15 protein-coding genes are annotated in these 21401 nt (G+C 70.0%); 12 read left to right on the top strand and 3 right to left on the bottom strand.

Going from position 1 to position 21401, the window contains the following annotated elements; all coding sequences use genetic code 11:
* The first annotated feature begins 37 nt into the window (after nt 1–37).
* Nucleotides 38–3451 carry a bifunctional proline dehydrogenase/L-glutamate gamma-semialdehyde dehydrogenase gene (locus BLT25_RS06575; protein WP_091043446.1) on the top strand — a complete coding sequence of 1138 codons (3414 nt, stop codon included), beginning with the start codon at nt 38–40 and terminating at the stop codon, nt 3449–3451.
* 80 nt (nt 3452–3531) lie between these two features.
* Nucleotides 3532–3933: a DoxX family protein gene (locus BLT25_RS06570; RefSeq protein ID WP_091043444.1), complete on the top strand. Its 402-nt coding sequence runs from the start codon at nt 3532–3534 to the stop codon at nt 3931–3933.
* A gap of 43 nt (nt 3934–3976) precedes the next feature.
* Here the strand turns inward: BLT25_RS06570 and BLT25_RS06565 are convergent, their stop codons facing one another.
* A complete protein-coding gene (locus BLT25_RS06565; protein ID WP_091043441.1) occupies nt 3977–5599 on the bottom strand; it encodes an amidohydrolase family protein in 1623 nt (540 codons plus the stop codon).
* A gap of 83 nt (nt 5600–5682) precedes the next feature.
* On the opposite strand from BLT25_RS06565, the gene proC reads away from it, so the two are divergent.
* The gene (proC, locus tag BLT25_RS06560; RefSeq protein WP_371113324.1) at nt 5683–6504 is read left to right on the top strand and encodes a pyrroline-5-carboxylate reductase; all 822 of its coding nucleotides are present in this window, start codon (nt 5683–5685) and stop codon (nt 6502–6504) included.
* A 164-nt stretch (nt 6505–6668) separates the two neighbouring features.
* Here the strand turns inward: proC and BLT25_RS06555 are convergent, their stop codons facing one another.
* Nucleotides 6669–7817, bottom strand: coding sequence for an acyl-CoA dehydrogenase family protein (locus BLT25_RS06555; RefSeq protein ID WP_091043436.1), 1149 nt, complete (start codon nt 7815–7817; stop codon nt 6669–6671).
* A 120-nt stretch (nt 7818–7937) separates the two neighbouring features.
* Here BLT25_RS06555 and BLT25_RS06550 point away from each other — a divergent pair, with 120 nt between their 5' ends.
* From BLT25_RS06550 to BLT25_RS06530, 5 genes are all read left to right on the top strand, one after another.
* Entirely contained in the window at nt 7938–8531 is a 594-nt protein-coding gene (locus BLT25_RS06550) for a MerR family transcriptional regulator (protein WP_091043434.1), read from the top strand.
* 39 nt (nt 8532–8570) lie between these two features.
* Nucleotides 8571–9782, top strand: coding sequence for an acetyl-CoA C-acetyltransferase (locus tag BLT25_RS06545; RefSeq protein ID WP_091043431.1), 1212 nt, complete (start codon nt 8571–8573; stop codon nt 9780–9782).
* A 139-nt stretch (nt 9783–9921) separates the two neighbouring features.
* Complete coding sequence (locus BLT25_RS06540; protein ID WP_091043429.1) at nt 9922–12102, top strand: 3-hydroxyacyl-CoA dehydrogenase NAD-binding domain-containing protein; 2181 nt, start codon at nt 9922–9924, stop codon at nt 12100–12102.
* Nucleotides 12103–12243: 141 nt separating this feature from the next.
* Nucleotides 12244–13671, top strand: a complete 1428-nt coding sequence (locus tag BLT25_RS06535) for a DUF4232 domain-containing protein (protein ID WP_256328509.1) — start codon at nt 12244–12246, stop codon at nt 13669–13671.
* Between the two features lie 83 nt (nt 13672–13754).
* A complete protein-coding gene (locus BLT25_RS06530) occupies nt 13755–14273 on the top strand; it encodes a hypothetical protein (RefSeq protein ID WP_091043425.1) in 519 nt (172 codons plus the stop codon).
* A 29-nt stretch (nt 14274–14302) separates the two neighbouring features.
* Here BLT25_RS06530 and BLT25_RS06525 read toward each other — a convergent pair whose 3' ends face one another.
* Entirely contained in the window at nt 14303–17116 is a 2814-nt protein-coding gene (locus tag BLT25_RS06525) for a M4 family metallopeptidase (protein WP_091043423.1), read from the bottom strand.
* 157 nt (nt 17117–17273) lie between these two features.
* Here BLT25_RS06525 and BLT25_RS06520 point away from each other — a divergent pair, with 157 nt between their 5' ends.
* Genes BLT25_RS06520 through BLT25_RS06510 form a run of 4 tightly spaced genes read left to right on the top strand, consistent with a single transcriptional unit; the run spans nt 17274 to nt 21367 of the window.
* Complete coding sequence (locus BLT25_RS06520) at nt 17274–17834, top strand: PadR family transcriptional regulator (protein ID WP_091043420.1); 561 nt, start codon at nt 17274–17276, stop codon at nt 17832–17834.
* Nucleotides 17831–17980, top strand: coding sequence for a hypothetical protein (locus BLT25_RS29750; RefSeq protein WP_176883660.1), 150 nt, complete (start codon nt 17831–17833; stop codon nt 17978–17980). The genes BLT25_RS06520 and BLT25_RS29750 overlap by 4 nt, the downstream gene beginning before the upstream one ends.
* Nucleotides 17973–18695: an ABC transporter ATP-binding protein gene (locus BLT25_RS06515; RefSeq protein WP_091043419.1), complete on the top strand. Its 723-nt coding sequence runs from the start codon at nt 17973–17975 to the stop codon at nt 18693–18695. The genes BLT25_RS29750 and BLT25_RS06515 overlap by 8 nt, the downstream gene beginning before the upstream one ends.
* Entirely contained in the window at nt 18692–21367 is a 2676-nt protein-coding gene (locus BLT25_RS06510) for an ABC transporter permease (RefSeq protein WP_091043416.1), read from the top strand. Before BLT25_RS06515 ends, BLT25_RS06510 begins: the two co-directional genes overlap by 4 nt.
* Nucleotides 21368–21401: the final 34 nt, after the last annotated feature.

Below are 21401 nucleotides of genomic sequence, written 5' to 3'. Positions count from 1 at the left end.
CTTTATCTTACGTGACTCCGGTCGCATACTCGGCACTATGACCACCAATGACGCGCTCATCTCCGAGGTCGACCACCTCGTTCGTGGCTGGCTGGAGAAGGCTTCGACCAAGCCGACCGCTGCGGCCGCCCAGCGCCTCGCCGACGTACTCAAGGACCCTGCCGGCCTCGACTTCACCGTCGGCTTCGTCGACCGGGTGATCCGGCCCGAGGACGTACGCGTGGCCGCGGCAAGCCTGCGTGAGCTGGCCGGCAGCGTGCCTTCGTTCCTGCCCTGGCACCTGAAGCTGGGCGTGAAGCTCGGCGCGCTGATGTCGGTGGTCGCGCCGTGGTTCGTCATCCCGGTGGCGCGCCGTGCGCTGCGGCAGATGGTTGGTCACCTGCTGATCGACGCCTCCGACGCGCGGCTCGGTCAGCAGATCTCGCGGATCCGCGAGCGTGGCGTGAACCTGAACATCAACCTTCTCGGCGAGGCCGTTCTGGGGCAGAAGGAGGCCGACCGGCGTCTGGCCGGGATCCGCAAGCTCCTGGCGCGCGACGACGTCGACTACGTCTCGGTGAAGGTCTCCTCGCCGGTCGCGCCGCACGCGGTCTGGGCGTACGACGAGGCGGTCGCGCACGTGGTCGAGCGGCTCCTCCCGCTCTACACCTACGCGGCGAAGTCCTCGGCCGCCGGGACGAAGAAGTTCATCAACCTGGACATGGAGGAGTACCGCGACCTCGACATGACCATCGACGTCTTCACCCGGCTCCTCGACCGGCCCGAGCTGGCCGACCTGGAAGCGGGCATCGTCCTGCAGGCCTACCTGCCCGACGCGATGGCGGCGATGATCCGGCTCCAGGAGTGGTCGGCTGCTCGTCGCGCACGAGGGGGCGCGGCGATCAAGGTGCGCCTGGTCAAGGGTGCCAACCTGCCGATGGAGCACGTCGAGGCGTCGCTGCACGGCTGGCCGGTCGCCACCTGGTCGACCAAGCAGGACTCCGACACCAACTACAAGCGGGTGCTGTCCTGGGCGCTGACGCCCGAGCGGATGGGCAACGTGCGCGTCGGCGTCGCCGGCCACAACCTGTTCGACGTGGCGTACGCCTGGATCCTGGCTGGTCAGCGCGGGGTTCGCGACTCGGTCGAGTTCGAGATGCTGCTGGGCATGGCCGAGGGTCAGGCCGAGGCGGTCCGCGAGACCGTGGGTGGTCTGCTGCTCTATGTGCCGGTCGTGCACCCGAAGGACTTCGACGTCGCGATCGCCTACCTCGTGCGTCGCCTCGAGGAGGGCGCCAGCACCGAGAACTTCATGTCGGCCGTCTTCGACCTCAACTCCTCCGAGGCCCTCTACAAGCGTGAGAAGGAGCGGTTCGTACGCTCCCTCGCGGCTGTCGACGAGTCCGTGCCGGCGTCCAACCGGACCCAGGACCGGCGCCTGCCGGTCGCGGACGACGTCCAGACCATGTTCGACAACACCCCGGACACCGACCCGCACCTGCCGGGCAACCGGGAGTGGGGCAAGGCGATCATCGCCCGGGTGGGCTCCTCGACGCTGGGTGACCAGCTCGTCGCCGACCACACGCTGACATCGGTCGAGGCCGTGGAGTCGGTGCTCGAGGGTGCCGTCGGCGCTCAGGCCGACTGGGGCCGCAAGACCGGCGCCGAGCGCGCCGCCGTGCTTCGGGCCGCCGCGGTCGAGGTCGAGCGGCGCCGGGCCGAGTGGCTCGAGGTCGCCGCCTCCGAGTGCGGCAAGACCCTCGACCAGGGTGACCCCGAGGTCTCCGAGGCGATCGACTTCCTCAACTACTACGCGGGTCTGGCCGAGGAGCTCGACGCGGTCGACGGCGCGCGTGCGGTGCCGGTGCGGTTGACGCTCGTCACCCCGCCGTGGAACTTCCCGCTCGCCATCCCGACCGGTGGCGTCGCGGCCGCGCTCGCGGCCGGGTCGGCCGTCGTGATCAAGCCGGCCCCGCAGGCGAAGCGCTGCGGCTCGGTGCTGGTCGAGACGCTCTGGGCCGCCGGGGTGCCGAAGGAGGTGCTGCGGCTGGTGCACGTGCCGGAGAACGAGGTCGGTCGTGCGCTGGTCGCCTCGCCGCTGGTCGGCCGCCTGGTGCTGACCGGTGCGTTCGACACGGCCGAGCTCTTCCGCTCGTTCCGCCCGGACCTGCCGCTGCTGGCCGAGACCTCCGGCAAGAACTCGCTGGTGGTCACGCCGGACGCCGACCTCGACCTGGCCGTCAAGGATCTCGTCTACTCCGCCTTCGGTCACGCCGGACAGAAGTGCTCGGCGGCGTCGCTGGGGATCCTGGTCGGCTCGGTCGCGACCTCCCGGCGCTTCCGCGACCAGCTGATCGACGCGGTGACCTCGCTTCGCGTGGGGTACCCGACGGACCCGACGGTGCAGGTGGGCCCGGTCATCGAGCCCGCCTCCGGCAAGCTGCTCAAGGCGCTGACCACGCTCGCTCCGGGTGAGACGTGGCTGGTGAAGCCGCGCCAGCTCGACGACACCGGCCGGCTCTGGTCACCGGGTGTGAAGACGGGCGTCAAGCGAGGCTCCGAGTTCCACCTGACCGAGTACTTCGGTCCCGTCCTCGGCCTGATCTCGGCCGACTCGCTCGACGAGGCGATCGAGATCCAGAACCAGGTCGACTACGGCCTCACCGCGGGCATCCACAGCCTCGACCGGGCCGAGATCTCGCAGTGGCTCGACTCCGTCGAGGCCGGCAACGCCTACGTCAACCGCGGCATCACCGGCGCGATCGTGCGTCGCCAGCCGTTCGGTGGCTGGAAGAAGTCGGCGGTCGGCGCCGGGACGAAGGCCGGTGGGCCCAACTACCTGGTCGGCCTCAGTGACTGGGTCCCGGCTCCTGCCACCGAGCTCGCGACGCCGGCTCCTGCCGTACGGTCGCTCGTCGACTGGGCCGGTCGGCTCGGGGTCGACGCGATCGAGATGCTCCGGCGCGGTGCCGGCTCGGACGCGGTCGCCTGGGAGCGCGAGTTCGGTGCCGCTCGGGACGTCTCGCGACTGACCGCCGAGGTCAACGTGCTGCGCTACTCGCCGGTGCCGGTCACGGTCCGGTACGAGGGTGGGCCACTGGGTCACCTGCTACGCGTCCTTGCCGCCGGTGTCGCCGCCGGGGCTTCGGTGACGGTCTCCGCCGCCGACGCCCTGGACGAGGAGACCGCATCGCTGGTGCGGGCCACCGGTGCGACGTACGTCGTCCAGGACACGGCCGCCTGGGGCGCCACGCTGACCGGGCCGGATGCGCCCGGCCGCGTACGCCTCCTGGGCGGGTCGCGCGAGGCCTTCGCGGAGGCGAGCCAGGGCCGCGTCGACATCGCCCTCTACGCCCAGCCGGTCGTCGAGGCCGGCCGCGTCGAGCTGCTCACGTTCCTCCACGAGCAGGCCGTCTCGGTCACCGCCCACCGCTTCGGCTCCCCGACGCCGTTGGTGGACAACCTCCTCTGAACCTGGAGGTCTCGACAGGCTCGGCCCACCGCTGGTCGAGCCTGTCGAGCTGGCTCCACCGTTCCTCCTACAGTGGTGCCATGACCTCGATCGCGCGAACCGCCGCGCGCCTCCTGATGGGTGTTGCGATGGTGGGCGCCGGGGTGGCGCACCTGACCACCCAGCGTGAAGAGTTCCGAGCGCAGGTGCCCGAATGGTTCCCGGTCGACGAGGACCTGACGGTGCTCGGTTCGGGCATCGTCGAGATCGGGCTCGGGGTCGCCTTCGTCGCGTTCCCGGGCAAGCAGAGGCTCGTCGGCGGGCTGCTGGCTGCTTTCTTCGTGGTCATCTTCCCCGGCAACATCGCGCAGTACGTCGAGGGCATCGACGCGTTCGGCCTCGACACCGACAGCAAGCGGTTGATCCGGCTGTTCTTCCAGCCCTTGCTCATCCTCTGGGCCTTGTTCGGCGGTGGTTGGCTCAGGCGTACTCGAGACGACTGAGTCGCTTCTTCTGAGATGACGGCCGAGTCGGCAGGCCTGCTTGTCAGTGTGCTGCTGACTGGGCCCCCGCCCACGTACGCAGGTAGGACTCGGGTCCGCGGACGATGTCGTCGATGACGTCCTGGCCGCCGGTGAGGCGGAGGTCCTCGATGTAGTCGGGGATCATCCCGTAGTGGGCGACGCCGTCGGTGTTGTAGTCCCAGATCCGCTGGCCGGTGACCTGACGGTCGACGACGGCGTCACCGAGGATGCTGTCGAACGGGTAGCTGACCCGCGTCTTCGCCGGCCCGGGCGTGCCGCCGAAGCCGTTCATGTCGAAGCCGAACCCGATGCCCGCGTCGTAGCGGTCACGGACGGGTGCGGTGCGGGCGTACTCCGCCAGGAACTCGTCGGTGCTGTGGCCGTAGATCGTCGAGAACCCGCCGAGGGCGTAGAGCCGGTCGAGATAGCGCTCGTCCATCCAGGAGTGGCTGGCGAGAGCGCCGGGGTAGTCGGTCTCCTCGAGGATGTCGAGGGCGCGGCCGGCGGCCTTGGCGCTCATGTGGTCGACCTCGACCATCATGCCGCGCTTGATCAGACCGCGCAGGGCGTATTCACCGAGGGCGGAGAGGCCGTGTGGGTTGCAGACGGTGCCCTCCGGATAGATCGGCGGCTGCGGCAGCCAGGCGAGCTCGGCGGGGCGGTCGACCAGGCGCGGGTTGTTGTCGTGCGGCTGGTTGGGGTCGCAGGCCTTCGGCGTCCAGAAGGTCCCGGTGGTGAGGAACTGCCCGGCGTTGATCAGCAGCCCGGTGGTGCCCTTGTCGTAGCGGACCCCGCACAGCGCGTTGTCGAACTTGTGGCACAGGAACATCGACGAGACCCCGAGCGACTTCAGCTCGTCGAGCCCGGCGTCGATGTTGGCGCGCGTGCACGAGGGCAGCCGTAGCTTCTGGGAGCAGCCGAACGGCTCGGAGGTCTCCATGCCGAGCACGACGGCGAGCTTGCCGTCCTCGATCACCTCGCGCGCCTGCTCGGCATCGGTGACGATCCGGTACCACCCGCGCCCCTCGCCGCCGTACTGCGCGTCGATGAAGGTCTGGGTGTCGTACGCATCCCGGGCCTGCCTCCGCACCGCGGTCATCTCGTCGCAGGACTGGTTGGTGCCAGGGTTGATCGCGCACAGCGCCTTGTTGCTGGTCAGCTGCACGACCAGGATCCGCTGTCCGCCGCGCCAGGCGCGCTCGACCCAGCGGTAGTACATCTGCTGGTGGGTCAGCGAGTCGTGGGCCGGCCAGTCCTTGAACGAGGGCCAGCCGGCGGTGTCGTGGAACCCGAGCGGGCTGCCCGAGCGGGTCAGGTTCTCCAGCAGCGCGGTCTCGCCTGCGATCCCGTGGGAGGGGCAGTCCTTCAGCGCCTCCGCGACTCCCTCGGCCGACCAGGCCTTCCCGCAGACGGCCGCGCCACCGATCCCGTCCTGCATGAACATGTGGCTGTGGGCGTCGATCAGCCCCTGCACCGTGCCGTCCGGAGCGGTCCCGGTGAACGGCTCGCCGGTCACGTTGACCTCGGACTCGGGAGATGGGAGCCGGCGCTCCTCCTCGCCGTCCGCCGATGCTGGCGGACCGACCATCGCGACCGTCACCGCGAGGGCGACCACAGCAAGTAGGGACGTACGTCGAATGCGCATGTGGCCTCCCGATGACCAGCGGCGAATTTACGGGCGTGGGTATCGCAACCTAGCAGTTGCTTGGGTCCTGTGGGGCCTTATTCGTGCAGGTCATCCGCTCTGACAGACTGGCGAGCATGACGATCGCGATCATCGGTGCAGGCAACATGGGCGGGGCTGTCCTCGCCGGACTCCTCGAAGCGGGTCATGCCCCGGACAGCGTCATCGTCGTCGAGGCGCGCGAGGAGCAGGCCGCCGCGCTCCGCGAGAAGCACGGCATCCGTACGCTGCCCGCCACCGAGGCCGCGGCCGAGGCCGACGTGGTGGTGCTGGCGGTGAAGCCCTACGGCGTGGTGCCGGTGCTGCAGTCGATCGCGTCCGCGCTTCGCGAGGGGACCACGGTGGTCTCCCTGGCCGCCGGCGTGCCCACCTCCGCGATGGAGCCCGCGGTCCCGGACGGGGTCTCGGTCGTGCGGGTCATGCCCAACACTCCGGCCCTGGTCGGCGAGGGCATGTCGGTGGTGGCCGGCGGCGCCAAGGCGACCCCGGACGCGGTCACGGCCGCTGCCGGATTGATGCGCGCGGTCGGCAAGGTCGTCACCCTCCCCGAGTCGCAGATCGACGCCGTCACCGCGATCAGCGGCTCAGGCCCGGCGTACGTCTTCCTGGTCGCCGAGGCCTGGATCGAGGCGGGCGTCCACCTGGGCCTGACCAGGGACGATGCCACCACGCTCGTCATCCAGACGCTCACCGGATCCGCGGCTCTGCTCGAGAGCGGCACCCATCCCGCGATCCTCCGCGAGCAGGTCACCTCGCCCGGCGGCACCACAGCCGCCGCGCTGGGCGCGTTCGAGCAGGGCGGCCTGCGGGCGGCCTTCCTCGAGGCCACCCGCGCCGCCTACGTACGCTCGAAGGAACTCTCCTAGCCGCCGCCGCTTCTCGAGCCGTCCCGCTGGTCGAGCCGCCGTAGCCGCTAGGCGGAGGCGTGTCGAGACCAACACGGTCCGGTCGAGCGCGACAGGGGACCGTGTTGGTCTCGACACGCTCGGCCGCAGGCGGCCTCACGGCTCGACCAGCGGGGGCCAGCGGGTTACAGACCGAGGTGGCGGCTGATGATCAGCTTCTGCACCTCGGTGGTGCCGCCGTAGATGGTCTGGATGCGGCTGTCGATGAACGCCTTGGCGATCGGGTACTCCATCATGTAGCCGTAGCCGCCGTGGATCTGGACGCCCTGGTCGACGAACTTCTTCTGCAGCTCGGTGGTCCACCACTTCGCCATGCTGGCCAGGACGGTGTCGGCGGTGCCGGCGTTGAGCTGGGTGACGGCGTCGTTGAGGAAGAGGCGGGCGAGGTAGGCCTCGGTGGCCATCTCGGCGAGGGTGAACGCGGTGTTCTGGAAGCGGCCGATGGGGCGGCCGAAGGCCTCGCGGGTGCGGGCGTAGTCGAGGGAGAGCTCGAGGACCTGCTCGACCGCGGCGACCGCGATCGAGGCGACCGAGATGCGCTCCTGCGGCAGCAGGGTCATCAGCGAGATGAAGCCGGAGCCCTCCTCGCCGAGCAGGTTCTCCTTCGGCACGACCACGTCGGTGAAGGAGAGCTCGGCGGTGTCCTGCGCCTTCATGCCGACCTTGTCGAGGTTGCGGCCGCGCTCGAAGCCCTCCATGCCGCGCTCGACCACGAGCAGCGAGATGCCGTGGGCGCCGGCCTCGGGGTTGGTCTTGGCGACCACGATGACCAGGTCGGCGTTGATGCCGTTGGAGATGAACGTCTTCGAGCCGTTGAGGAGGTAGTGGTCCCCCTTGTCGACCGCGGTGGTGCGTACGCCCTGGAGGTCCGACCCCGCGCCCGGCTCGGTCATCGCGACGGCGGTGATGATGTCGCCGGAGACGCAGCCCGGCAGCCAGCGCTGCTTCTGCTCCGGGGTGCCGAGGTGGGAGATGTAGGGGACGATGATGTCGGTGTGGACGAAGAATCCGGGGCCGCTGGCACCGATCTTCGCCATCTCCTCGTGGAGGACGGAGTTGAACCGGAAGTCCTTGATGCCGGGGCCGCCGTACTCCTCCTCGACGTCGAAGCAGAGCAGTCCGGTGTCGCCGGCCTTCTTCCACAGCTCGCGCGGGACGATGCCGTCCTTCTCCCACTGGTCGTGGAAGGGCACGACCTCCTTCTCGAAGAAGGCCTTCGCGGTGGCACGGAAGTCCTCGTGCTCGGCCTCGTAGATGGTGGGCTTCTCCGGCATGACACTCCTTCGTCGACGTTCGATCTCATCGGGCCCACGACTGTGACGCAAGACACCGACGGAGCAACTGTGACAGTAACACTGGCGAAGTAGCAACACTTTGGTCTACGGTCCCTGGCTATGACCGAGGCGACCGATGAGCTGATGACGATCGATGAGCTGTCGACCGCCACCGGGGTGTCGGTGCGCACGACGCGCTACTACGCGAGCCTCGGGCTGATCCCGCCGGCGATCCGGCGTGGCCGGGTGGCCTACTACGGGCCCGAGCACCGTGCGCGCCTCGACATGGTCACCGCGCTCCAGGAGCACGGGTTCACCCTGCAGGCGATCGAGCGCTATCTCGCCCGGCTGCCCGCCGAGACCACCCGGGAGGATCTGGCGATGCAGCGCGCCATGATCACGTCCTGGGCCACCGAACCCACCGATGACATCCAGGCCAGGATCGGGCGTGAGCTGATCGCGCTGGGGCTGCCTCGCGATGCGTTGGCGGCGGCGTACGCAGCGACCTCGCGCCTCATGGCGGACCTCGCCGCCGAGCTCAACACGATCCTGCGCGACCAGGTCATCGACCCGTTCAAGCGGACCCACCACACCGCGGAGGAGGCCGCCCACCTCGAAGAGGTGCTCCCGCGGCTGCGTCAGCTGACCACCGAGGCCATCGTGGTGAGCTTCCAGGACGCGGTGAACCGGACGATCTCCCGTAATCTGTCGTGAACCTGTTGACTGTGACAGTTTTAGTGTCACAATCGGCGCATGGCTGAAGCATTCATCTATGACCACCTGCGCACGCCGCGCGGGAAGGGTAAGAAGACCGGAGCGCTCCACGAGGTCAAGCCGATCGACCTGGTGGTCGGCCTGATCGACGAGGCCCGCAAGCGGAACCCCAACCTCGACCCCGAGCGGATCGACGACGTCGTCCTCGGTGTCGTCACCCCTGTAGGCGAGCAGGGCGGTGACATCGCCAAGACCGCCGCCATCAAGGCCGGTCTCCCCGAGACGACCGCCGGTGTGCAGCTCAACCGCTTCTGCGCCTCCGGCCTCGAGGCCGTGAACCAGGCCGCCTCCCGCGTACGTGGCGGGTTCGAGGACCTCATCCTCGCCGGTGGCGTCGAGTCGATGAGCAAGGCGCCGATGGGCAGCGACGGCGGCGCCTGGGCGCAGGACCCCGACACCGCGCTCAAGACCGGCTTCGTCCCCCAGGGCATCGGCGCCGACCTGATCGCGACGCTCGAGGGCTTCAGCCGCGCGGACGTCGACCGTTACGCCGCGCAGTCGCACGCCCGTGCGGCCGCCGCCTGGGAGAACGGCTACTTCAAGGACGCCGTCATCCCGGTCGTCGACCAGACCGGTCTGACCGTGCTCGACCACGACGAGCTGATCCGCCCCGGCACCACCGCCGAGACCCTGGCCGGTCTCAAGCCGTCCTTCCTCCAGCAGGGCCAGGAGGCCGGCTTCGACGACGTCGCGCTGGCCAAGTACCACTGGGTCGAGAAGATCGACCACGTCCACCACGCCGGCAACTCGTCGGGCATCGTCGACGGCTCCGCGCTGATGCTGATCGGCTCCGAGGAGGCCGGCAAGGCCAACGGGCTCACCCCGCGTGCCCGGATCATCTCGGCCGCCGTCTCCGGCGCCGACCCGACGATCATGCTCACCGGCCCCGCCCCGGCCTCGCGCAAGGCGCTGGCCAAGGCTGGTCTCACCGTCGACGACATCGACCTGTTCGAGATCAACGAGGCGTTCGCCGCGGTCGCGATGCGGTTCATGAAGGACATGGGCATCGACGAGTCGGTCACCAACGTCAACGGCGGCGCGATCGCCATGGGTCACCCGCTGGGCGCGACCGGTGCCATCATCCTCGGCACCCTGGTCGACGAGCTCGAGCGCCAGGGCAAGCAGCGCGGCCTCGCCACGCTGTGCGTCGGTGGCGGCATGGGTATCGCCACGATCGTCGAGCTGGTCTGACGCGTCCGCGAATGCTCACCGAGGTAACTCGGTGAGCGCCCACCTCCCTCGTGGAATTCCGCGAAGGAAGCGACAACTGACCGAGGTACCTCGGTGAACATCCCGGGCCGCGCCCCGGCACAGACTTGAAGGAAGACACATGAGCGAGACCGCAGTCCGCTATGAGAAGGATGCCGACGGCATCGTCACGTTGACCCTGGACGACCCGAACCAGTCGGCCAACACCATGAACGAGCTGTACAAGACCTCGATGGCGGAGGCCGTCGAGAAGCTGTACGCCGAGGCCGACGACGTCACCGGCGTCGTCATCGCCTCCGCGAAGAAGACCTTCTTCGCCGGTGGCGACCTCAAGAACATGATCCAGGTACGCCCCGAGAACGGCGCCCAGGTCTTCGAGGAGGTCGAGTCGATCAAGGCGACCCTCCGCAAGCTGGAGACCTTCCCCAAGCCGGTCGTCGCGGCGATCAACGGTGCCGCCCTCGGTGGCGGTCTGGAGATCGCGCTGGCCGCTCAGCACCGCATCGCGCTGGACGCCCGCTACGACATCGGCCTCCCCGAGGTCTCCCTAGGCCTGCTCCCGGGTGGCGGTGGCGTCACCCGCGTCGTACGTCTGCTTGGCATCATGACCGGCCTGATGGATGTCCTGGGCCAGGGCACCAAGTTCAAGCCCGCTGCCGCCCTCGAGAAGGGTCTGGTCCACGAGCTCGTCTCCTCCCCCGATGAGCTCGTGCCCGCCGCGAAGGCGTGGATCAAGGCCAACCCCGACGAGATCGCCCAGCCGTGGGACAAGCCCGGCTACAAGATGCCCGGTGGCAAGCCGACCTCCCCGGCGCTCGCCGGCTTCCTGCCCGCGTTCCCGCCGATCCTGCGCAAGCAGCTCAAGCAGTCCGACATGCGTGCGCCGAAGGCGATCCTGTCGGCCGCGGTCGAGGGTGCGATGGTCGACTTCGACACCGCCACCCGGATCGAGTCGCGCTACTTCGTCTCGCTGGTCACCGGCCAGCAGTCGAAGAACATGATCCAGGCGTTCTTCTTCGACCTCGGCTCGATCAACGCGGGCAAGGAGCGTCCGGCCGGCATCGAGAAGTTCCAGTCCAAGAAGGCCGTCGTGCTCGGCGCGGGCATGATGGGCGCGGGCATCGCCTACGTCCTGGCTCGTGCCGGTGTCGAGGTCGTCCTCAAGGACGTCTCGATCGAGGCGGCTGAGAAGGGCAAGGCCTACTCGGCGACCATCAACGAGAAGGCCATCAAGCGCGGCAAGCTCACGAGCGAGAAGTCCGACGAGCTGCTTGCCCGGATCACCCCGACCATCGACGCGGCCGACGCGGCCGGCGCCGACCTGGTCGTCGAGGCGGTCTTCGAGAACGTCGAGCTCAAGCAGAAGGTCTTCAACGAGGTCATCCCGCACCTCGCCGAAGGCGCCCTGCTCGCCTCGAACACCTCGACCCTGCCGATCACCGAGCTGGCCAAGGGCATCGACGGCGACGCCTCGCGCTTCATCGGCCTGCACTTCTTCTCCCCGGTGGACAAGATGCCGCTGGTCGAGATCATCAAGGGCGCGGAGACCTCCGACAAGACCCTGGCCGAGGCGTACGACATCACCCTCGCCATCAAGAAGACCCCGATGATCGCCAACGACTCGCGGGGCTTCTACACCTCGCGCGTCATCGGCACCATGGTCAACGAGGGCCTCGCGATGGTCGCCGAGGGTGTTGCGCCGTACTCCGTCGAGCGCGCCACCACCCAGGCCGGCTACCCGGCTCCGGTGCTGCAGCTCACCGACGAGCTCAACATGGAGCTCATGGCCAAGATCGGTCTCGCCACGCGCGAGGCCGCCGAGGCCGAGGGTGCGACCTACAACCCGCACCCGGGCGAGGCGGTCGTGACGAAGATGCTCGAGGCGGAGCGCCCCGGCAAGCTCCGTGGCGCCGGATTCTACGAGTACGCCGACGGCAAGCGCGGCTCGATCTGGACCGGTCTCGCCGACCTGTTCCCGGTCGCCGAGGAGCAGCCCTCGATCTCGGACGTCCGCGACCGCATGCTCTTCGCGGAGGCCCTCGAGACGGCCAAGTGCTTCGAGGAGGGCGTTGTCACCTCGGCCGCCCACGCCAACATCGGCTCCATCTTCGGTATCGGCTTCCCGCCGCAGACCGGTGGTGCGGCCCAGTTCATCACCGGCTACGAGGCCGCTGACGGCTCGATCGGCATCGACGCCTTCCTGGCCCGTGCCGACGAGCTGGCCGAGGCGTACGGCGAGCGGTTCCGGCCGACGCAGTACCTCCGCGATCTCGCGGCGAAGGGCGAAGGCTTCCCCGCCTGACCCAGGCCGACCACGGCAGATGTGGTGAACCGGCACGGATCCTGTGAAGGAACCGTGCCGGTTCGCTATTTGCGGGGCTGGTGCGGCCGGGCCTGTGCGACTCTTTGCCTTCCGCAGAGGACGAGGAGGACGTACGTGGCGATGCCGGACAGCACAGGAAGGCGCGAGCTCCGGGCGGGGATGGTGGTGGTCGGGCTCGTCCTGGTGGGACTGGTCGGCGGTGCGGTTGCGATGCTCTGGCACTGGCGCAGCGAGTCGGCAGCCGGGACCGTGACGTGGAAGACGACATCGAGGTTCCTCGATCTCTCCGACGAGTGGCGCTCCGTCCCCGGCGTACGCGAGGTGCTGGCCGTCGACGAGTCCCGGCGCATCCCGGGCGAGGACTTCGGCGAGTCCGACCGCGTGGAGCACTCGGCCAGCGTCGAGGTGTCCCTGGAGGAGGATCTGTCGGGGGCCGAGGCGGCCGCGGCGAGCCAGGAGGTGCTCCGGGTGGTGCGCCCCGAGATCACCCGCCTTGCGCCTGACGCGGAGCCCGACCGGACCAGCGTCACGTTCACGATGGGCCAGATCCGGGTCGCGGTGGGCGAGCGTGGTCTGGACGGCGGCGCCGCCATGGGTGACGCACTCGCCGATGCCGTGGCTCTGCGCGAGGCCGGGGCGACGTCGGTGTCGTCGACCGTCGTCGACCCGCAGACGGGCCGTCCTGCCCAGGCCGACGTGGAGGCGCCGCCGGAGCGGCTGGTCGCGCTCGCCATGGTCGCGCACGGCCGGCAGCGGCCGGTGGATCTCCACGGCGGCGAGGCGTGGTACCGGTCGAACGAGGTGCCCGACCCGGTGGCGGTGAAGCTCGTGGTGGCCGCCTCCGAGCAGCCGTCGGTGACCTCGGCGCAGCTGGCCGCCCCGTACGAACCGCTGATCGTCTTGGTCGAGGCCGCCGAGGGCGACCGGGTGATCGACGATGTCAGCCGGTGGCTCACCGCCTACGACGGCTATCCCGTGCGGTCGGGGCAGCCGCTGGCGTACGCGGTCGAGGGGACGCGCGGCGGCAAGGCCGAGGGCTGGGTCGGAGGGAAGACTCCGGCGCCGACGACGATGCCACCGTTCGGCGATGGCGCGCCCTGGCCCGCCGACCCGGGGGCGCCGTCGTGTCGGCCATCGGATCTCGAGGTCACCTTCGGTGGCCAGGACGCGGCGCTGGGATCGCGGCAGGCGTGGCTCCGGGCCCGCAACCTCGGCCGTCACGCCTGCGCGATCGAGGGCGTACCCACTGTCGAGTTCCTGAATGCCGCCGGTGCTCGGCAGACCGATGTGACGGCCAAGCCCTATGAACCGTCGATGGTGCCCGAGCGCATCGTCGTCCCTCCGGCGCAGTCGGTGATGGCGGTGATCGACTGGCAGGCGATATCCACCGCGAACGACCCGGACGTCACGACCGAGCTGCTCGTGGCCGCGCTGCCCGGCGCCACGCCGATCACGCTCGGTGTCGCGGTGATCGACGGGCCGAGCGATCTCGACATCCTCGACGGGGCCGAGGTGAGGATCAGCCCGTGGGCGCAGGCCGCTGACTGACGTATCCAGCGACGTAGGCGTCAGGGACGAATGGGTGGCAGCGCCCATTCGGAATCGGGCGCGGGTCGAGAAGACTCGGAGCCATGGGGGAGATGGCGACGGTTCTGGTGATCGCGGCGATCGCGGTCGTCCTCGTGGTGGCCTCGTTGGTGCGACGGGCCCGCCGTGGCGAGTGCCTGGTGGTGACCAGGCACCGGCGGATCATCCGGATCGCCTCCGACTCGATGACGATGGCGATCCCGGGATTCCACGAGGTGCTCGAGTGGCCGACCGGGCCGATGGAGATCGCGATCGTGGTCCGGACCCGGACCGGCGACTCCCAGGACGTACGCGTCCTGGCGACCTCCACCGTCGAGGTCGACCCGCCGCGGGTCGGTGCGGCGTACATCGACCCGCGGGCCGTCCTGCACACGGCGCTGGAGCGGCGGGTCGCCGACGCCGTCCGTGCGCGGCCGGCGGTGTGGCTGACCGATGAGCGCGACGGGCTCGGTGCCGCCATCACGGGCATCCGGATCGACGGTCTCGCTGCCGGTGTCGTGACCGATGTGGTCATCGACGAGGTCGACCTGCTGCTGCACCCCGGCCGGCCCGACGACGACTGAGGTCGCCGTCGGGCCGGGACCGGGTCGGATCAGCGGATCACGCTCGTCGCCGCCGAGAGGCGGGTCGAGGTGTAGTAGCCGGCCTTGCGCCCGGTGACCCGGACGCGGATGCGGTCACCGCGGTCGATGGACCTGAGCCGGTACGTCTTGCCGGTGGCGCCCGAGATGGCCTTGCCGTTGCGCAGCCACTGGTAGGAGTACGTCACTCCAGCCGGCTTCCACTCACCGCGGACCGCGGTGAGCAGGTAGCCCACCCGGCGGGTCCCGCTGATCGTCGGTGTGACCGGGGTCAGGTAGCCGGCGCTGATCGCACCGGTCGCCGCGCTCGTCCTGACGCCGGGGTTGGCCGCCGGCCAGGAGGATGCGTAGGCGGTGACCCGGACCTGGATCTTGCGCGTGTGGTCCGATCCGCTCAGCTTGTAGGTCTTCGCGGTGGCTCCCGAGATCGCGGCCCCGTTGCGCAGCCACTGGTAGCGAAGCGTCGTCGCCGTCGGGCTCCATGAACCCGGCGACGCGGTCAGCGTGTAGCCGACCCGCCGAGTGCCACTGATCGTCGGTGCGGCCGTGTTCGCGACGGTCAGCGGATTGCAGGTGTAGAGCTCGAGCCCGTCGACGAACCAGCCGAGGAACGAGCCTTCCGTGTCGCCACGGACGACCCACTGGAACTGGACCGTCTTGCCGGCGAAAGCGGACAGGTCGACACGGGAGCTGATCCACCCGTTCGAGTCGCCCCCGAAGCCGGTCAGCGGCTTGGCGGGGTTGTTGAGGAGAAGCTTCTGCTTCGGGCCGTTCACCCAGGCCGTGGAGGGGATCGCGGTCGCGACCCCGTTGACCAGCAGCCGCGCCTCGCCGCCGTCGTAGTACTGCGGTGCCGGGTGGGCGGGGTCGCTGCCGGTGTACCACTCGAAGAGGTACCAGTGGCTGAACCGCAGATAGGTCCGCTTGCCGGCCGGCACGTTGATCGAGGCTGTCGTCAGGCCGCTGGACGTCGGGTCGCCGTAGTCCGGGTCAGGGTTCCAGCCGAAGTCCGAGCCGTTGCCGTCGCGGTCGTTGGCCGGGACGCCTTCGGCGGCGTCGGGTGCCTGGTGCCACAGTCCGCCGCGGGTGAGCGTCGGGGTGGCCACCGCAGCCTTGCCGGTGCTCCCGGCGGGGCAGGTGTTCGGTGCCTCTGCGGGGCGGGTCGCGCCGGCCTTGGTGGGTGACTTGGCGAGCTCGGTCGCCTCGGTGGCGAGCCGGACCTGGGCGCAGTCCTCGGCGGTAAAGCCGGAGGTACCGGCGGCCGCCAGCGCGTCGCAGCCGCTGCCGAGCGTGCGGCCGAGGTCGGCGTACTGGCTTCCGGAGACGAGGTGCTGGATCGTGTAGAGGTAGAGCGCCGCGGTCTTCTGCAGGCTCGCGTCGGCGCCGTCGATGCCGGTGACGGTGCGACCGTTGAAGGTGCCGCCCTGGGAGATGAGGTACGCCGTCTTGTTCCCGACACCGGAGTTGGTGTGCACCCCACCGCCGTCGGCGTAATAGGTGAGGTCGTCGGCCTCCCACAGCGAGCTGGTCATCCGGTCGGGCTGGTCGTGCACCGTCGGGTTGGCGAGGTCGCGGATCGCGCCGAAGGAGGAGTCCTCACCGACGCGCCAGTCGGTCGGGGAGTCGCCGGGAGTCGCGTAACGATGGTCGACGATCTCGCCCATGATGTCGGCCATCGACTCGTTGATGGCGCCCGACTCGTACCAGTAGAAGAGGTTCGAGCTGCGCTCGATCACGCCGTGGGTCAGCTCGTGACCGACGATGTCGTCGACCACCAGGCCCTGACCGAGGAAGATCTGCTCGCCGTTCCAGAAGGCGTTGTCCATCGGGCACGGCGGCGTGTAGTCCGGCACGATCGGCTCGCAGTAACGGGCCGTGGCGGCGATCGCCTTGCCGGTGACGCCATCGGACCAGCCGATCTCCTCGGTCAGGTCCAGCCCGAGGGACGCGTAGAGGTCCGAGGTCGCGCCGAGCATGTCGTACGCACTGTCGACGTCGGCGATTCCGGTGGCGGCGTCGCCCTCGCGGCGCTTGACCTTGGAGCTGCTGTCCGTGCAGGGCGTGTCCGCGGCGCGGACGTTGGCGTTGTCGCAGATGCGGCGGTTGGCGTGGGCGATCTCGTTGACGTGCATGAGCACGCGGCCGGTGCCGGCGTGGGCCAGCACGGTCTCACGGATGGTGGAGCCGTTGGTCACCGAGAACCGGAAGACGCTGGTCTCGCCGATCTGCGGCCCTCGGACCAGGTCGTCGTCGTAGAGCCAGGCGCCCTCGTCGGTCACGGTGAGGCCGGTCGCTCCGTGGTTGGCCTTCGAGACCACGGCCTCGGCGGCTGCCTCGGCCTTCGCGCGCGTCGACTCGTCCGGCTCGGTGACACTCGTGACGTCGGACAGGTTGGTGGACGCGGAGGTGAGTCCGCGGTCCTTGTCGAGCCCGACGACGACCTCGCCTCCGAGGACCGGGAGGCCGGCCACGTACTGCTCGAACCTGGTCACCGACCCGCCGCCGACGGCCTTGTCGGTCGACGTCTCCTGCAGGTCCGTCCCGTCGGCGCCGAGCGCCTCGCCGACGCGGTCGAGGTGGGTCCGGGCCGCCTTGGCGGGCTTGACGGTGGTGCCCAGCGGGTCGACGGACTCGGTCTTGGAGCCGATGAAGTCGGCCGTGCCGTCGGTCGTGCGATGGATGGTGAGAGGGACGCCGGCGCGGTCCTTGTAGGTCGCGATCGGGTCGGGTTCGGCGGAGGCGGGCGGCGCCATCGGGATGACGCTCAGCCCGCCGAGAGCGAGTGACGCCGCGGCCAGCGCGACGACACGTCCATGACGTGACACTTCTTGTCCCTTGGTCAGGTGGCTTGGTGGATGCCGACCCGAACCGGCCGCGGAATTGTTTCACGCAGGGGGACGCGTCGGCAGCGCAATTTCGGCTTGCTTCGGGGTACATACTCGGTATATACATACTCAGTAAGTAACCAAGGGAGGTGATCGAGTGTCCGTGAAACACGCACTGCTGGCGCTGCTGGAGAAGCCGCGATACGGCTACGAGCTGCGCGCCGAGTTCGAGCAGCGCACCGGCGCCAGCTGGCCGCTGAACGTCGGACAGGTCTATACGACCCTGTCGCGACTCGAGCGTGACGGCCTCGTCGAGGCTGGAGGGACCGACGCGGAGGGACGGTCCCTCTACCAGCTCACCGAGGCCGGCAAGGTCGAGGTGAAGGGGTGGTTCGACACCCCGGTGGAGCGTACGCAGCCGCAGCGCGACGAGCTCGCGATCAAGCTCGCGGTGGCGGTCGCGGTGCCGAGCGTGGACGTCGGCAAGGTCGTCCAGCAGCAGCGGAACGCGACGATGCAGGCGCTGCAGGGATACCGCCGTCAGTCGCGATCCGGAGCCGGTGACGACCTCGCCGGCGGGCTGGTCCTCGATCGGCTGATCTTCGCGGCCGAGGCCGAGATCCGCTGGCTCGACCACTGCGAGTCCCGGCTCCGTCGGGCGGCCTCCACGAGCACTGCTCCGGAGCCCACCGAGTCCGCCGAAGGAGGGGCGCGATGAACGCCGCCCTCGCCCACGACCTGCGCCGCCTCAGCCACGACAGCGATCGCTGGCTCGCCGACGCCCGCGAGCGGCTCAGCCGCCGCGTCCACGCCACGCCCGCCACGCCGGGCACCACGCAGACCAAGGAGTCCACCGATGAGTGAACCCGTCCTCCGGCTCACCGACGTGAGCCGCGTCCACGGCACCGGCGCCGCCGAGGTGCACGCCCTGCGCGGCGTCAGCCTCGCCGCGTACGCCGGTGAGCTGGTCGCGATCATGGGGCCGAGCGGCTCCGGGAAGTCGTCGCTGCTGACCATCGCCGGCGGCCTCGACTCGCCGACCTCCGGGTCCGTGACGGTCGACGGCCAGGATCTCGGTGCGGCCGGGGTCAGCGGGCGCGCCAGGCTACGGCGTACGTCGGTCGGCTATGTCTTCCAGGACTTCAACCTGATCCCCGCGCTGACCGCCGCCGAGAACGTCGCGCTGCCGCTCGAGCTCGACGGCGCCGGGCGTCGCTCGGCGCGCGACGCGGCCCGCAAGGCGCTCGAGGAGGTCGGTCTCGACGGTTTCGCCGACCGGTTCCCTGACGAGATGTCCGGTGGGCAGCGACAGCGGATCGCGATCGCCCGGGCGATCGTCGGCGAGCGCCGCCTGATCCTGGCCGACGAGCCGACCGGCGCCCTCGACACCGAGACCGGCGAGGACATCCTCAAGCTGATCCGGGCGCGCTGCGACGCGGGCGCGGCCGGTGTGCTCGTCACCCACGAGCCGCGGTACGCGAGCTGGGCCGACCGGGTGATCTACGTGCGCGACGGGCTCGTCGTCGACGAGGCCGGCGAGACGCCGGGCCTGTCGCTCGTGGACGAGGTCGAGGCATGAGTGGCCGTCTGGCCGGCTGGCGACTCGCCCTCCGGATCGGGCAACGCGAGGCCCGGCGGGCGAAGTGGCGCAGCCTGCTGGTCGTCTTGATGATCGCGCTGCCGGTGGCGGGCGTGACCGCGGTCGCGGTGACGTACCAGACCTATGACGTCGACACCGTGGAAGGCCTCGACCGCCGACTCGGCACCGAGGCTGCGGCGAGCATCGACGTCCAGGGCGCCGCTGCGGTGCGGCAGGGCATCGACCCCGAGAACGCGTCCGAGTGGCTCGAGGAGTCCGAGGCCGACCCGCTCGACGCGGCCGGGGTGAAGGCCGTCATCGGGGACCGGCCGATGCTCGCAACCGGCGACCGGACCTTCGACGTACGCACCGACAAGGGCGTCACCTGGGCCAGCGGTCTGCAGACCGACCTGACCGACCCGCTCGCCGCCGGGCTGACCAGGCTGACCGAGGGCCGCCTCCCGGAGGGACCGGACGAGGTTGTGGTCAACTCCAACCTCGCGTTCCGGGGACCGGGCGTCGGTGAGGAGCTCTTGATCCCCAACGGCGACGTCGACGAGACGCGCAAGGTGGTCGGGATCGTCGAGTCGTCGGAGGTACGCAACGACCCCTTCGTCGCCGGACCGGAACTTCCGGGGGACTACGTCATCGAGCGCTCGACCTGGCTGGTCGGCGGCGGACCGGTGACCTGGTCCGACATCGAGGACCTGAACGCGGCGGGTGCCTTCGTGCTCTCGCGCTCGGTCGTCCTGGACCCGCCGGCCGCGGCCCGCGCGGCCGACAAGGAGATCCGTCCGCCCATGGGTGCCCCGGACCCCTCCGAGCTCGTGGTCCTCGTCCTCATCGTGGTCATGGTCGTCCTCGAGGTGGTCCTGCTGGCCGGGCCGGCGTTCGCGGTCGCGGCCCGGCGCCAGGCGCGCGACCTGGCCCTGATCGCGGCCTCGGGAGGGACCGCTCGACAGTCCCGGCGCGTACTGCTCGGGATGGCGCTCGTCATCGGTGCGGTCGCGGCCGTCGTCGGTTCCGTCCTCGGCGTCGGGCTGGCGCGTCTGCTCCAGCCGCTCGCCCAGGATCAGGTCTCGGCCTGGTTCGGCCCGTTCGAGGTGCCCTGGCTTCAGGTCCTGGCGGTCGCCGTCATCGGCTTCGCGGCAGCGATCTGCGCCGCGATCGTGCCGGCCTGGATCGCCTCGCGCCAGAACGTCGTCGGCGTCCTGTCCGGGCGGCGGTCGGAGAGCCTGCCCTCGCGGCGCTCGCCGATCATCGGCCTCGTGCTCGTGGCCGCCGGAGTCGCATCGGCGGCGTTCGGCACCCGGAACGCTCTCAGCGGGATCCCGATCGCTCTCGGCGTACTGCTCTGCGTCGCCGGGGTGCTGTTCATCCTCCCCGCCCTCGTGTCGGTGGCCGCGCGGTTCAGCGCTCGGATGCCGCTGGTGATCCGGTTCGCGACCCGCGACGCCGATCGGCACCGCACCCGGACGGTGCCGGCGGCCGGTGCGATCGCGGTGACGGTGGTCGGTGTGGTCACGCTCGGGATCGCGTTCAGCAGCGATGAGAAGCAGAACCAGGAGAGCTACCTGCCCTCCTTCGCGATCGGTGACGCCGTGGTGCATCCGCGACACAGCGCAGCCGAGAGCGACGTCGACCCGGACGAGGCGCGAGCTCGGTGGGAGAGCATCGCAGCGCAGGTCGAGAAGGCCATCCCGGGAGCGACCGCAGCACTCACCTCCGGCGCGACGACCGAGGCCGACGGACGGTACGTCGTCGTCGAGACCGGTGCTGGTGGGTCGATCCCGCTCGACACCACCATCGGTGAGTTCGGCGAGCTCGTCGTCGCCGGCGCCGACGGGACCCTTCCGCCGGCAGTGGCGCGGTCGCTCTCCGAGCGGGATGCCGCCGCTGCGGCGGACACCCTGCGGTCCTCGGGTGCGGTCGTGTTCACCACCGATGACGAGCTTCGGTCCTCGCAGCAGTCCGCGCGGCTGGTCATCAGGGAGTTCTCCGAGGAGGAGCAGACGGATCTCGACGTGGTCACACTCGACGTGCCGGCGACCTATCTCGACGTCGGTGATCGCGCTGCGCCCGCCTACGCGGTCGTGACGCCGGCGATGGTGAAGAAGCTCGGTGTCGAACCGCGGGTCGTCGGGCTCTACGTCGAGAACGCCCGTCTCGGCGTCGACGCCGAGACGGACCTCGACGAGGCCTTGGCCGCCGGGCAGTTCCCCGCGACGATCATGATCGAGCGCGGCTACCAGGAGACGGATACCGCCGTGATCGTCTGGCTGCTCCTGGTCACCCTGGGTGCCGTGCTGATGATCGGTGGTGCGCTGACCGCGACCCACCTGGCGCTCAACGACGCCCGCCCCGACCTGGCGACCCTCTCGGCGGTCGGAGCCAGGACGCGTACGCGACGCGGGGTCGCTGCCTCGTACGCCCTGGTCGTGACGCTCCTCGGCGCCGTCCCGGGCGCGCTGATCGGGTTCGTGCCGGGGATCGCGATCAGCTATCCGATCACCACCGAGGGCTGGCCGGAGCGCGACAGCGTCGCCGCACACTACCTCGAGATCCCGTGGGACCTCGTCGGCATCGTGGTCGTCGGGCTGCCCCTGCTGATCGCGCTCATCGTCGCGGTCACCACCCGCAGCCGCCTGCCCATGGTGGCCCGCGTCGAGTAGCCCGCCGAGGCGTCAGGTACGTCGGCCGAGGCGT

It is taken from the genome of Nocardioides sp. YR527, from assembly GCF_900101045.1.
GTDB lineage: Bacteria > Actinomycetota > Actinomycetes > Propionibacteriales > Nocardioidaceae > Nocardioides.
Note: the sequence above shows the minus strand (reverse complement) of the source record. Positions and strands in the feature narration are given on the sequence as shown.

Bases quoted from the DNA above. Each gene is read 5' to 3' on its own strand.
- BLT25_RS06575 (WP_091043446.1), top strand. From the start codon at position 38: ATGACCACCAATGACGCGCTCATCTCCGAGGTCGACCACCTCGTTCGT.
- BLT25_RS06570 (WP_091043444.1), top strand. From the start codon at position 3,532: ATGACCTCGATCGCGCGAACCGCCGCGCGCCTCCTGATGGGTGTTGCG.
- BLT25_RS06565 (WP_091043441.1), bottom strand. From the start codon at position 5,599: ATGCGCATTCGACGTACGTCCCTACTTGCTGTGGTCGCCCTCGCGGTG.
- BLT25_RS06555 (WP_091043436.1), bottom strand. From the start codon at position 7,817: ATGCCGGAGAAGCCCACCATCTACGAGGCCGAGCACGAGGACTTCCGT.
- BLT25_RS06550 (WP_091043434.1), top strand. From the start codon at position 7,938: ATGACCGAGGCGACCGATGAGCTGATGACGATCGATGAGCTGTCGACC.
- BLT25_RS06545 (WP_091043431.1), top strand. From the start codon at position 8,571: ATGGCTGAAGCATTCATCTATGACCACCTGCGCACGCCGCGCGGGAAG.
- BLT25_RS06540 (WP_091043429.1), top strand. From the start codon at position 9,922: ATGAGCGAGACCGCAGTCCGCTATGAGAAGGATGCCGACGGCATCGTC.
- BLT25_RS06535 (WP_256328509.1), top strand. From the start codon at position 12,244: ATGCCGGACAGCACAGGAAGGCGCGAGCTCCGGGCGGGGATGGTGGTG.
- BLT25_RS06530 (WP_091043425.1), top strand. From the start codon at position 13,755: ATGGGGGAGATGGCGACGGTTCTGGTGATCGCGGCGATCGCGGTCGTC.
- BLT25_RS29750 (WP_176883660.1), top strand. From the start codon at position 17,831: ATGAACGCCGCCCTCGCCCACGACCTGCGCCGCCTCAGCCACGACAGC.
- BLT25_RS06515 (WP_091043419.1), top strand. From the start codon at position 17,973: ATGAGTGAACCCGTCCTCCGGCTCACCGACGTGAGCCGCGTCCACGGC.
- BLT25_RS06510 (WP_091043416.1), top strand. From the start codon at position 18,692: ATGAGTGGCCGTCTGGCCGGCTGGCGACTCGCCCTCCGGATCGGGCAA.